This is a genomic window from Micromonospora sp. NPDC051141 (assembly GCF_044455765.1).
GTDB lineage: Bacteria > Actinomycetota > Actinomycetes > Mycobacteriales > Micromonosporaceae > Micromonospora.
This window is the reverse complement of sequence record NZ_JBITFD010000004.1, coordinates 561,860-574,855: the sequence shown is the minus strand read 5'-3', so window position 1 is coordinate 574,855 and position 12,996 is coordinate 561,860. Positions and strand designations below refer to the sequence as shown.

The 12,996-nt window shown below is 70.9% G+C and carries 9 protein-coding genes; 6 read left to right on the top strand and 3 right to left on the bottom strand.

Annotated features, from left to right (window positions below; translation table 11 throughout):
• Positions 1–125: 125 nt before the first annotated feature.
• Positions 126–2,396, bottom strand: coding sequence for a glycoside hydrolase family 44 protein (locus tag ACIA6B_RS11050; RefSeq protein WP_396772536.1), 2,271 nt, complete (start codon positions 2,394–2,396; stop codon positions 126–128).
• 380 nt (positions 2,397–2,776) lie between these two features.
• Between ACIA6B_RS11050 and ACIA6B_RS11045 the strand changes: the two genes are divergently transcribed.
• The 4 genes from ACIA6B_RS11045 (at position 2,777) to ACIA6B_RS11030 (ending at position 6,365) form a co-directional block, all read left to right on the top strand.
• Positions 2,777–3,454, top strand: a complete 678-nt coding sequence (locus ACIA6B_RS11045) for a VanZ family protein (protein ID WP_396772535.1) — start codon at positions 2,777–2,779, stop codon at positions 3,452–3,454.
• A gap of 5 nt (positions 3,455–3,459) precedes the next feature.
• Positions 3,460–4,146, top strand: a complete 687-nt coding sequence (locus ACIA6B_RS11040; protein ID WP_396772534.1) for a response regulator transcription factor — start codon at positions 3,460–3,462, stop codon at positions 4,144–4,146.
• Positions 4,139–5,329 (top strand): sensor histidine kinase, encoded by a 1,191-nt coding sequence (locus ACIA6B_RS11035; protein ID WP_396772533.1) that lies wholly within the window; start codon positions 4,139–4,141, stop codon positions 5,327–5,329. The genes ACIA6B_RS11040 and ACIA6B_RS11035 overlap by 8 nt, the downstream gene beginning before the upstream one ends.
• A gap of 76 nt (positions 5,330–5,405) precedes the next feature.
• The gene (locus ACIA6B_RS11030) at positions 5,406–6,365 is read left to right on the top strand and encodes a helix-turn-helix transcriptional regulator (protein ID WP_396772532.1); all 960 of its coding nucleotides are present in this window, start codon (positions 5,406–5,408) and stop codon (positions 6,363–6,365) included.
• A gap of 77 nt (positions 6,366–6,442) precedes the next feature.
• Here ACIA6B_RS11030 and ACIA6B_RS11025 read toward each other — a convergent pair whose 3' ends face one another.
• Positions 6,443–8,116: a cellulose-binding protein gene (locus tag ACIA6B_RS11025; protein ID WP_396772531.1), complete on the bottom strand. Its 1,674-nt coding sequence runs from the start codon at positions 8,114–8,116 to the stop codon at positions 6,443–6,445.
• Positions 8,117–8,555: 439 nt separating this feature from the next.
• Here ACIA6B_RS11025 and ACIA6B_RS11020 point away from each other — a divergent pair, with 439 nt between their 5' ends.
• Both ACIA6B_RS11020 and ACIA6B_RS11015 read left to right on the top strand, forming a co-directional pair.
• On the top strand, positions 8,556–9,548 hold the full coding sequence (locus tag ACIA6B_RS11020) for a hypothetical protein (protein WP_396772530.1): 993 nt from the start codon (positions 8,556–8,558) through the stop codon (positions 9,546–9,548).
• A 425-nt stretch (positions 9,549–9,973) separates the two neighbouring features.
• Complete coding sequence (locus tag ACIA6B_RS11015) at positions 9,974–10,954, top strand: alpha/beta fold hydrolase (RefSeq protein WP_396772529.1); 981 nt, start codon at positions 9,974–9,976, stop codon at positions 10,952–10,954.
• Positions 10,955–11,029: 75 nt separating this feature from the next.
• Here the strand turns inward: ACIA6B_RS11015 and ACIA6B_RS11010 are convergent, their stop codons facing one another.
• Entirely contained in the window at positions 11,030–12,607 is a 1,578-nt protein-coding gene (locus ACIA6B_RS11010; protein WP_396772528.1) for a cellulase family glycosylhydrolase, read from the bottom strand.
• Positions 12,608–12,996 lie beyond the last annotated feature (389 nt).

Genomic DNA, 12,996 nt, shown 5'->3' with positions numbered 1-12,996 from the left:
CGGGCCCCCCCCCCCCCCCACTCCCCCCCCCCCCCCCCCGCCCGCCCCCCCCCCCCCCCCCCCCCCCCGCCGGCCGCCCCCCCCCCCCCCCCCCCCCCCCGGTCGCCGCTCGGGAGGTGGCGCGGTCAGCCGCAGCGCTGGCCGTTGAGCGTGAAGGCGGTCGGCGCCGGGTTGGTGCCGCTCCAGGTGCCGTTGAAGCCGATGCTGGTGGACGCGCCGGGGGCGAGTCTGCCGTTCCAGGCCAGGTTCTCGGCGGTGACGCCAGTTCCGCTCTGCTTCCAGGTGGCCGACCAGCCCTGGCCGACCTTCTGGCCGGTGGTGGGGAAGTCGAAGGCGAGCTTCCAGCCGTCGATCGCGGTGGCGCCGGTGTTCTTGACGGTGATGGTGGCGGTGAAGCCGCCCGGCCAACTGTTCGCCGCGTAGCCGACCGTGCAGCCGCCGGTCGGGGCGGTGGGCGCGGTCCGCACGGTCAGGCCGGGCGAGGCCGCCGAGACGTTGCCCGCCGCGTCCCGGGCGGTCACCACGAAGGTGTACGGGGTGTCCGCCGTCAACCCGGTCACGGTGTACGCGGTGCTCGTGGTGCTGCCCACCTTCACGGTCCCGGTGGTGTCGACCCGGTGCACGTCGTAGCCGGTGACGCCGACGTTGTCGGTGGACGGCGTCCAGCTCAGCGCCACGCTGTCGCCGGTGACCGTGCCGGCGACCGGCTTGCCCGGGGCGGTCGGCGGCTGGGTGTCGCCGGGCGTGGTGCCGCGCGGCAGCACCAGGTGGGTGATCGAGTTGGCCGGGAAGGTGGCGGTGAAGCCGCCCGCGGTCACCGGCTGGTCGGCCTCCCGGACCACGCCGGCGAGGTTCGCCCCGCTGTAGCGGTAGACCTCGGCGCTGCTGGACGAGGCGCCGGTCAGGGCCACCGGGCTGGTCAGGTCGTCGCCGGTCTTGTTGACCACGACCAGGGTCAGCGCCTTGTCGGCGGTCCGCTCGGCCGCGTACACGGCCAGCTTGTCCTGGTCGGCGCTGGTGGCCCGGACGGACGTCTCGCCGAACGCGCCGCCCTTGCCGTCGTAGTTGCGGTAGATCCGGAACGCGTCGGCGACCGGCTGGTCGGCGGTCGGCGCGGTCCAGAGGCTGGCCAGGTCGAGCCCCTCCCGGCCGAAGATGCCGAGCACGTCCGCCTGTGCCAACGCGCCGTTCAGCGAGCCGTACCCGCCCCAGCTGTACTCGGTCATCGCGATCTTCGTGCCCGGGTAGTGCTTGTCGACCAGCTCGCGCATCCGCGGGATGAACCGGACCGGCTGGTTGATCCAGCTCTCGTCCACGTACGTCGGGTCCCAGAGCTGGCGGGTCGAGCGCAGTCGCAGCGCCTGGGTGGCCGCGTCCCCGGCACCGGACCCGCTGACGCCGGACTGCTGCGGGTAGAGGTGCACGTCGAAGTAGTCGAGGACGCGGGTGCCGTGCTGCTGCTCGTACTCCCGCATCCGGTCCAGGTACCACGGGCCGAGATCCTGGCCGCCGTGCGCGGCCTTGTCCGGCGGGTTCGACCAGCAGCCGGTCCGGGAGCAGGTGTCCTGGTCCAGCCCCGAGTAGAAGATCGAGTTCAGGCCCCAGCCGACCGGGCCCAGCGTCTTCGCCCCCGGGTCGGCCGCCTTGATCGCCGCGCCGTACGCGTACGTGCGGTCGCGCAGCTCGTCGTAGCCGAGCCCGACCGGGCGGACGTCGCGGTGGGTCGAGTGCCAAAGGTCCGGCTCGTTGTCCAGGTTGTAGAACCGCACCCCGCCGCTGCCGGCTGCGCCGAACCGCTCCTTGAGGTGGGTGACGAAGTCGGTGGCGTACTCCGGACCGACGGCGACGCTGGTGTCCTCCGGGTCGTTGCCGGTGACCAGGCTGCCGTCCGGCTTCTTGCCGTTGCCGCAGTCGGGGGCCCACTGGTCGGTGGACTCCTGCGGGCCGTACTTCGCGACGCTGAAGCCGCACGCCCGGGACCGGTCCTTGGCGATCCAGCCGATCATCGGCATCGTCATGATCGTGTCGGTGCCGGTGGCCTTGTTCCGTGCCACGAACCGGTCGCTCTCCGAGCCGTCGGGCAGGCTGTCCGGATCGGTGTTGTCGTTCGGGATGTTCTCGAAGTACCAGTCCGCGGCCCGGTTGGTGGTGTCGGCGCGGAAGTTGTAGCGGGTGGTGGCGTTGCCGCCGTACCGGTGCACCGGTAGTCGCAGCTCCCGGGCGAGCGCCTCGTCGGCGAAGTTCATCCCGTAGACGTACGGGCTGATCGCGTGCCGGTCGGCGGTGGTGTCGACGGCCAGCGCCGGGCCGGCGGCGGCCTGGGCGGGCCCTGGTAGGGCCAGGCCGCCGAGGGTGGCGGCCAGCACGACCGGGAGCAGTGCTGTGGTGGGACGCACGAGCTCTTCCTTCCTGAGGAAATCGAAGCTCGCCGTTGGGAGCGCCCCCACAGCCTGGCCCGGTTCGCCGCCCGCGTCAACACGTCGGCGTCCGGTGGATGAACGCCGCCGCGTCCGCCGTACGCCCGGCGGCAACGCATACCGTGCGCGGGCGCGTATCGGGAAACGCATACGCCCGCGCAACAGCCCGGCGTCTTCACTTCGGGGACGGGCCGGGAGCCGTCCGCCCGGTCCGCCACCGGAGAGGAGCACGGGGATGTCTGCGACACGGGGTGTCGACCGGGGAGCACCGGTGCGACGGAGCGGACCTGCCGCCGCCGGCGCGGTCGCGACCGGCGCGCCGCAGGCGGTCACCACGGCGGCGGCCGGCGACGGGTCGGGTGACTGAGGTGGCGGTCGCGCCGTCACGGCGTACGCGACGGGTCGTGCTCGTCGGCGCGGCGGTCCTCGGCCTGGCGGGCGTCGCGTTCGCGGTGCGCCGCCCGCTGCTGATGGCCGCTCCGGCGTGCCGGGCCGGGCGGTGGCACGGCTGCTTCGACACGGAGAACGGCGTCCTGCTCATGACGCTGGTCGGGCTGCCGGTGGCCGCGCTGGCGGTGGGCGTCCTGGCGGTGGGTCGCCGGACCGCCGGTGCATGGCGGCTGTCGCTGGCCGAGGTGGGCATGGTCTACGGAACGGTGCCGTTCATCTGGCTGACGCTGATGCCGGGCCCGGGGGCCGGCGTCGTGCCGGGCCGGGTGAGCCTGGTGCCGCTGCGGGACCTGGCCACCATGGGGCCGCTCGGGATCGGCGGCAACCTGCTGGTCCTCGCGGCGCTGGGCTTCTTCGCGCCGATGCGGTTCGCGGCGCTGGCGTCCGTGCCGCGACTCCTGGCGCTCGCGGTGGGCTGCTCGGCCGTGATCGAGACCCTCCAGTACGCGCTGCGACTGGACCGGGTCTCGTCGGTGGACGACGTGCTGGTCAACGCCGCCGGCGCGGTGCTGTTCGGGCTGGCGTCCCGACGCTGGTGGCGTGACCCGGCGCAAGAACGTCATCCGGTGCCGGCGGCGGCAGACTGAGTCGCATGCGGGTACTGATCGTGGAGGACGAGCCCTACCTGGCCGAAGCCGTCCGGGACGGTCTGCGGCTGGCGGCGATCGCCGCCGACGTCGCCGGCGACGGTGACACCGCCCTGGAACTGCTCGGCGTCAACGCCTACGACCTGGCGGTGCTCGACCGGGACATTCCCGGGCCCTCCGGCGACGAGGTCGCCCGGCACATCGTCGCCTCCGGCAGCGGCATCCCGATCCTCATGCTCACCGCCGCCGACCGGATCGACGACAAGGCGTCCGGGTTCGAGCTGGGCGCCGACGACTACCTCACCAAGCCGTTCGAGATGCGCGAGCTGGTCCTGCGGCTGCGGTCGCTGGACCGCCGACGCGGGCACGCCCGGCCCCCGGTGCGCCGGATCGCGGGCCTCCGGCTCGACCCGTTCCGCCGGGAGGTCTTCCGCGACGGGCGCTACGTCGCGCTGACCCGCAAGCAGTTCGCCGTACTGGAGGTGCTCGTCGCCGCCGAGGGTGGCGTGGTCAGCGCCGAGGAACTTCTGGAACGGGCCTGGGACGCGCACGCGGACCCGTTCACCAACGCGGTGCGCATCACCGTCTCCGCGCTGCGCAAACGGCTCGGCGAACCCTGGGTCATCGCCACCGTGCCCGGCGTCGGCTACCGCATCGAGGCGCAACCGGCCGAAGGCGGCACGCGTGACTAGGGGGGCGGGGCTGAGCGTCCGGGTCCGGCTCACCCTCAGCTACGCCGGGTTCCTGGTGCTCGCCGGTGTGCTGCTGCTCGCGGCGGTGTGGGTGTTCCTCCTGCGGTACGTCCCGGACCGGGCCATGCTGATCGTCCCCGGCTCCGCGGACACGCTCACGCCCGGCGTCTTTCCCGTCCGCTCCAACCTGCTGCGTGTCTTCGCGCCGAGAGCCGCCGAGATCCTGGTGTTCCTGCTGGCCTTCGGCCTCGTCGGGGGCTGGATCCTCGCCGGACGGATGCTCGCGCCGCTGACCCGGATCACGGCGGCGGCAACGATGGCCGGGACCGGCTCGCTGTCGCACCGGATCCGGCTGACGGGTCGACGGGACGAGTTCCGGGACCTCTCCGACGCGTTCGACGCGATGCTCGAACGCATCGAGTCCCACGTCGCCGAGCAGCAGCGGTTCGCCGCGAACGCCTCGCACGAGCTGCGTACCCCGTTGGCGATCTCGCGGGCGCTGCTCGACGTGGCCCGCGACGACCCGTCGCGGGACCGGGACGAACTCGTCGCCCGCCTGCACGAGGTCAACCGGCGGGCGATCGACCTCACCGAGGCCCTGCTGCTGCTCAGCCGCAGCGACCGCGCCGTCGTGGCCCGCGAGCCGGTCGACCTCTCGCTGCTCGCCGAGGAGGCCGCCGAAACGCTGCTCCCGGTCGCCGAACGACGCCGGGTCACGCTCGACGTCACCGGCGGCGCGGCCCCGACCAGCGGCTCCGCCGAGCTGCTGCTGCGGATGGTGACCAACCTCGTCCAGAACGCCGTCGTCCACAACCTGCCCGAGGGCGGCACGGTGACGGTCCGTACCGCGACGTCGGGTGACGCGAGCGTGCTGCGGGTGGCGAACACCGGCCCTCCGCTCCCACCGGACCTGGTCCCGACGCTCACCGAGCCGTTCCGGCGCGGGACGCAACGCGTACGCGTCGACGAGCACGCCGGCGCCGGCCTCGGCCTGGCCATCGTGCGCAGCGTCGTCCGCGCCCACGGCGGGGCGCTCACCCTGGTTCCCGGCCCCGATGGTGGGCTCCTCGTCACGGTGCGCCTGCCGGCCCGTCCTGATCCCGCCGACCGGGGAGACGCCGCTCGCACGCCACACCGAGAAAACGCTCTCGGCCGGCGGGTCGCCCCATCTGCCAGACAATGAGGTCGGGCCGCCTCGGGGAACGGACGCGCCGTCCTCGCTGAGCGCCGCATGCCGGGGTGCCCCCGAAGGAGCACCCATGAGCCAGGTCTTCGAGACGACGGACGTCGAGCTCGCCGCGCACATCCTTCACGACAACTACGGCGGAAACCTCTGCATCGACGGCGGCGGTTCTTTCGACTCCTTACGGCTGGAGGCCACCGCGATCTCTCCGTCGGCACGACTCGACCGAATCGCCTTCGGGATCAGCTTCCACGTCCGGGCCGACGCGCTCGACCGGCTGGTCATCTGCCACCTGAGATCCGGTCGGCTGGCCTACCACCCGGCCGGCGGCGTCGCCACTGCCTACGGCTCCGGCGACGCGTTCATTCCCATCCGGCCGGAGCGCGGCTTCACCGCCGACTGCGCGAAGGCCGACTTCCACACGACGGTCCTGGAGCCGGTGCTGCTGGAAAGCGTCGCGGAGACCGCGCCCGGCCGTCGCCCCGAGCCGGTCCGGTTCACCAGCCACCGGCCCGTCTCCGCGGCGGATGCCGAGACGTGGGACGCCGTGTACGGGTACGCCCGCCGGGCAGTCGGCCTCGGGGTGGCCGGAGAGCCGCTGCTCGCCGGCAGCGTCGCCCGGCTGCTGGCGGCCACCGCCCTGACCGTCTTCCCGAACAACGTGCTCAGCGATCCGACGCTCTCCGACCGCCACGACGCGCACCCCCGGATGCTGCGTCGCGCGATCGCGTTCATCGAGGAGAACGTGGACCGGGACATCACGCCCGCCGAGATCGCCGCCGCGGCCCGCGTAACCATCCGCGCTCTCCACCTGGCATTTCGTCGCCATCTCGACACCACCACGACCGCATACCTGCGATGGGTCCGGCTCGAACGCGCCGATCAGGAGCTGCGCCGGGCGGACACGACCGACGACGCGGTCGTGGCCGAGACGTCCCGGCGCTGGGGATGGGCCTTCGCCCACCGGTTCGCCGCCACCTACCGGCACCGCTTCGGCTCGCCACCGACCGCGCCACCGCACGACCGCGCGCCCTGAGCGCCGGGCCGCGTACCCGATCTGCGCCCGGCGGCGCCGGTGTCACCGTCGCGGGTGGCACCGGCGTCGCCCGGTCGTTACGGGGTGACCACCTTGCCGCCGAACGTCACCACGAGGCGGCCGTCGGAGGCGAAGGACCAGCCGAGGGCGCCGGAGTACTGGGCGCAGCGGGATCCGTTGCTGCCGGCGAAGAACTGGTTCGAGCTGTCGGAGTTGCCGACGATCCGGTCGCTCGTGCCACCGTCGCACGAGGTGTTGCTCCGGAACACCGAGGAGCCGCCGTCGAAGTTGAAGTTGCGCTCGGTGTTGCCGATGCCGGCGTTGTTCGACACCGTCATCGAGCCGACGTTGCGGTTGTAGGTGAACCCGTGCTGGCCGTTGTCGTACGCGATGTTGCCGCGCACGACGTGGTTCACGCCGATGTCCTCGCCGCCGAGCTTGAAGCCGTTGCGGTCGCCGTTGCCGGCCTGGCCGCCGTTGCTCAGCGTGCCGTTGCCGTAGGCCAGGGAGGACTCGATGGTCACCGGGCCGATGGGCCCGGTGTCGCTCTTGGTGTAGAGGTCGTAACCGTCGTCGATGTTGTTGTGGGACACGGTGTAGCGGAAGACGTTGCCGGCGCCGACCGTCAGCTTCGGGGCGAAGCCGTCGGCGTCCTCCCCGTCGGAGTCGGCGTTGTCGTGCGACTCGGTGCTCACCACCAGGTTGTTCGCGGGCCACTGGTCGCGGGGCGCGTTGGCGACCAGCCGCGAGAGCTGGAGCCCGGAGTCCCGGTTGAAGCGGGTCACCACGCGCTCGATGATGTTGTTGTTGCCGGCGAGCAGAATGCCGTTGTCCCCGGCCCGCTCGACGACGATGCCGCGGACGTGCCAGTACGACCCGCCCAACTGGAGCCCGCGGTTCGCCGGGTCCTCGCTCTGCGCCGAGAAGTTCAGGACCGGCGTCTCGCCCGGGTAGGCGAAGATGTTCTTACGCGCGCTCGACGTGCCGTTGTTGCCCTGGCCGATGGTGACGGTCTGGGTGTGACGGTAGGTGCCGCCGCGCAGGTAGATGGTGCCCCCGGCGGCGACCCGGGTGATCGCCGAGGCGAGCGTGGTCGGGTTCGCCTGCGTGCCGGCCGCGCCGTCGGTGCCGGTCGGCGCCACGTACAGCGTGCCGCTCGACGGTGGCGGGGTGGTCGGTGGCGGCGTGGTCGGCCCGGTGGTGGGCGGCGGGGTGGTGGGCCCGGTGGTCGGCGGCGGCGTGGTCGCGCCCGAGGCGTACGTCTCGAACTCGGCGATCCGCGGAGTGGCGGTCGAGCTGGTGATCTCAAAGTTGATCTTGCGAAGGGAGGTGGCGGCGAACGTGATGACGCCCGCCCCGGTGCCACTGGCCAGCGTGGCGCCGGTGTCGTTGTTGACCAACCGCCAGGAGCCGACCGCCCCGACCGCGCCGGCCGCCTCCCGGATGTTGATCGAGGCGACCGTGGTGGCGGAACCCCACTTCACCGAGATGCGGCCGGTCGAGCCGGCCGGCGACCAGTAGGTGCTCATGTCGCCGTCGATCGCGTTTCCGTAGCTGGTGCCGTCGGCCTTGCTGGAACCGTCCGCGCCGGCCCCGAGACTGAGGTTTGTGGCATTGACGCTGATCGATGTCAAATCGAGGTCGCCGAATGCCCCTGACGCCTGGCTCACCGGTATCGTCGCGACGACCGCCACGGCGGCGACCACGGCGATCCCGCCGGTAAGCAGCTTGTGTCGCACTGCGGTTCTCACAGTTGGACTCCTCGGGAGTAGACACGATGCGGGCACGGCTCTCACCGCCCCGACACCGCATGTGGCTTCGTGTGCGCACCCTCAGCCCGGATCGAAACATCGATGAAACACAGGCTAAGAAAGCGCTTACCAGCGAGGCAATAGCAAAGACGTGCAGGTTTGTTGCATACGGGCGAGGGCGTCCCGGTCCGCTGCCGGCCGCTCAGGTCGGTGGGCGTGCGCGCGACCGGTACGCGCCGACCGCCGGTCGCCGTGGCGAGCAGGCCCGACAGGTGGACGGCGACGCGTGTCGGCGGGCGGTGTCACGGGCGTGTCGGCCGGTCGGCGTCCTACGGTGCCTGCATACGCGCCGACCGGCCCTGATCCCGATCCGCCGGTCTCCCGCGCCGCCGCACGTCCACGCCACCGGCCCACCCGCCCGTCGCTGGGAGGATCCGTCATGCCCGAAACCGACCGTTCCGCTTCCGCGTCGCCCGCCCCCCGCCTCGGGGTCGACCCGGTGTTGCCGGAACTGCGGGAGATGTGGTGGGAGACCGGCGTCCGCGCCCGCGCCCAGGCCGGACTGTTCGACGGCGGACCCACCGGCGACAAGGTACGCGCCGCGCTGCCCGCGCTGACCGCGCTCGCGGCGGCGACCGCGCTGCGCGCCGGGATGGCCACCGCGATCGGGTACGCGCAGAACGGGCTGGCCCCCAAGGTGGACCGGGAGGTGGAACGCGGCCTGTTCGAGGTCTCCACGGCGGTCCGGCTGGAAGCCTTCGACGCCGACGCGTTCGCCGACAACATGGAGCGCGCCTCCCGGGGCGCGGACTCGACCACCGGGTTGGTGCAGGCGGCGATGAACCTGCTCGCCGGGCTCGCCGGCGTGGTGGCGGTCGCGGTCGCCGTGGTGGTCGTCCACCCGTTGCTGCTGGTCGCGACCGTGCCGAACGGGTGGGCGTCGCTGCGCGCCGGGCACCTCCGCTACCAGACGTACGCCGCCGGCTCGGTGCGGCGGCGGCGGTTGTGGCTGCTGCACCGGCTGATGGCAGAACGCGACTCCGCCGCCACGAACATCGCCATCGGCGACGTCACCACCGCTGCGGACCAGGACCGCATCACCGCCGCTCGCGGGTTCCTGCGCGACGCCGACGTGCTCATCATGGACGAGCCGTCCTCCGCGCTCGACCCCCGCGCCGAGGACGCGTTGTTCCAGGCCATCCGCGACCGGCAGGGACACGCCAGCACCATCCTGATCACCCACCGGCTGGCCAACGTCCGGCATGCCGACCGCATCTACGTCCTGCACCACGGGCGACTCGTCGAGGCCGGTACGCACCCGGACCTGATGACCGCCGGCGGACGCTACGCCGAGTTGTTCACTCTCCAGGCCGCCGGTTACGACACCTCCACGCCGGTCACGACGCTTCCCCGCCAGCCCTCCTCCGCCTGACGGGGTCCCGCCGACCCCACGTGGCACCGAATGGGCATGGTCCGCCGTGGCATCGGCGAAAATGCGGCTCCGCCCCGCCCCGACCCACAAACGCCGACCCGGGGAGCGGTCACTTACGCACTGACCTGCACCGATGCCTGGTGCGCCCAACGGCGGGCCGTCCGCACCCGAACAACATCAACTCGATGAATGACGAGATCAACTCGAAGCACGTCCAGGGATGTGGTTAAGATCGTCGTCTGTCCCGTTGACGGCATTCCCGTTGATGGCAGTCCCGACCATCGGACGCAGGCGCAGGAAATTAGGTCTCATCGGTCATTTCCCATCGACCATCGGGCATGAGTGGCCTTGTCACGAGCCTGCATTTACCGAAGTCGGTAAGGATCCTTGGCACCGTCTAGAGAACTGGAGCATGCGTGTCTTCCATGAACAGAAGGAAGCTGATCGCGCTCGGGGCCGGCGCGGTCGCCGCGGCGGCGACCGGCACCGCGGCACAGGCCGCACCGTCCACCGACGGTGCGCGGATCGCCGCCCCGTCCGCCGCCGACCTCGCAGCCTCCCTTCCCGGAGGGTTCACGAGCAGGTACGCGGACGTCAACGGAATCCGGCTGCACTACGTCGCCGGCGGGCGCGGGGAACCCCTGATCCTGCTGCACGGCTGGCCGCAGACGTGGTGGGAGTACCACAAGGTGATGCCCGCGCTGGCCACCCGGTACCGCGTGATCTCCGTCGACCTGCGCGGCGCCGGCAACTCCAGCAAGCCCGCGTCCGGGTACGACAAGAAGACCATGGCGGCGGACATCGCGGCGCTGGCCGGGGCGCTGGGCTACGCCAAGGTGAACGTCGTGGGTCACGACATGGGGTCGATGGTCGCCTACAGCATGGCGGCGAACCACCCCTCGGTCATCAACAAGATCGCCATGCTGGACGTGGACCACCCGAACAGCAGCTACTACGAGTTCCGCATGCTGCCGGCACCGGGTGCCCCGTTCCACCCCTGGTGGTTCGCCTTCAACCAGGTGTCGCAGCTGCCGGAGCAGCTCATCACCGGCCGGTCCCGCTACCTCGTCGACTGGATGTTCGACAATCTCCTGGTCAACAAGGCCGCGATCAACGATTTCGACCGGGCCGTCTACGCCCTGGCCTATTCGACCCCGGACGCCATTCGGGGCGGCAACGGCTGGTACAAGGCACTGGGCCAGGACATTCTCGACAACGAGACGTACGCGCCGATCACCGCCCCGGTCCTCGGCATCGCCCACGACATCTTCTACCCGAGCTTCGCCGCGACGCTGACGCAGCAGGCCACCAACGTGCAGCTGGTGCAGATCGACAACACCGGGCACTACTTCGTGGACGAGCAGCCGCAGGTGCTCGTCCAGCACCTGCGGGCGTTCTTCGGCTGAGCGGGTCGAACCGAGCCGGGCTGAGGCTCCGGCCGGGTGGGCGACGGACATCGCGCCGTCGCCCACCCGCCCTGCTCAGCTCGCCGCGCAGGCCAACGACGGTACGCCGTTGGTGCCGCTCGACGAGCCCAGGAAGCCGAAAGTGGTGCTACCGCCGGCACCGAGCGAGCCGTTGTAGCTGACGTTGCGGGCGGTGACGGTCGAGCCGTTGCTGGTCACCGTCGCGCTCCACGCCTGCGTCACCTGCTGCCCGTTCGCGAACGTCCAGGTCACCGTCCAACCGCTGATCGCCGAGCTGCCGGTGGTCACCCGCACCTCGGCCTGGAAGCCGCCCTGCCACGACCCGGTCACCGCGTACGACGCCGAACAGGACCGTCCAGTCGACGGCGGCGGGGTGGTGGGCGGCGGGGTGGTCGGCGGCGGGGTGGTGGTCGGCGGCGTCGTCGGGGTGCCACCCACGGCGCTCATGATGGCGTCGATGATGCCCTGCTGGGTGACCGCACCGCTGCTGCGGTTGAACAGCCCGAACCCGTACGCGCCGTTGTAGCCGTTGTCCCAGTAGGCGGTGGCTGCCCCGTACTTCTTGGCGGTGGACACCAACGTGCGCGCGTAGTCCGCGCGGTACCTGTTGTTCGTCGAGTCGGCCGACGTCTTGTCGACCGAGCCGTACTCGCCGACGAACACCGGGTACCCACGCGAGACGAAGGTGTCGCGCATCTTCTTCAGCTGGGTGTCCATGAAGTCCTGCTGACCCCAGGTCGACTTCCGGGCCGGATTGGTGGCGGCCGGCCCCCACTGCGTGATGGTGCCGTTCTCCTCGCCGGCGAAGTCCCAGGGGTCGTAGTAGTGCACGGAGATCATGAGCCGCTGCTCGTTGGCGGGCACGGACGACGACCGGTACTGGTCCGTCGGCAGCACGAAGCCGTAGTTGCCCGCGGTGTAGTCGATGTTGGTGTTCCAGCCGGGGACGAGCAGCCAGCGCGAGGTGTTGTTCCCACCGGTCCGACGGACCGTGTCCACGAAGATCTGGTTGTAGGCGTTGATGTTCGAGTAGCACGGCTGGGTGGGATTGCCGTACTGCCCGTCGAACTCCTCGTTCATGGATTCGAGGACGAGTCGCTCGCCGTAGCTCTGGAACCTGGTCGCGACCTGCTGCCAGACCTTCTGGTACTTCTCCCTGATCGTCGTCTGGTTCGACGAGTCGCAGATCAACCACGAGCCGGTGATGGTCTTGTAACCGTCGCCGTGCATGTTGATCAGCACGTACAGGCCACGGCCGTAGGCGTAGTCGACGATCTCCTGGATCCGGTTCAGCCAGGCGGAGCTGATCGTGTAGTTCGGGGCGGCCCCGATGTTCCCCAGGTAGGAGACCGGGATGCGGATCGTCTTGAATCCCGCTGCCTTCACCCGGTCGATGAAGGCCTGCGTCACGACCGGGTTGCCCCACGCCGTCTCGCTGGGGATTCCGTTCGCGTTGGCCTCCAGGGCGTTCCCCAGATTCCAGCCCGCACCCATGTCGGCGACGAGTTGGGTGGCGTTCAGCTGGGCGATGTTGTCCGCCGACGCGGAACTCGTCATCACGGCTGCGGAGCCGGCCAGCGCCAGTACGCCGGAGACCAGGGCGAACTGAACCTTTCTGAATGTGGATGTCACGAGAATCTCCTGTCTTCGATCAACCGTCACACTGGGTTGTCGAAGCGATTCGACGATATTCGACTGCCCGCGCTGGCAGTCGATGGGCCGCCAAAGGATAGATGCACGTGCATCGATGGAGCAAGGATCGGCCAGTCACGAGCCCGCCCCCTGCCGGCGGATGGCGCAGGGCTCGCCCCGCCGACAGCGGCGTCCCGACGTCAGTAGCAATCGAGGGCGGATGCCGGCCGCCGAGGGCCAGAAACTTTCGCCTCCAGCTCGAAATTTTCTGAGTCGCCGCCCCTCATTCATTGACATACATCGAAGTCAAGACGTAGCTTCGGCCTGAAAGTTTCTCGTTGACGCCGCTCTGTGTCCCCCTTGACAAGGAAAGTCGAGCGATAGACAGA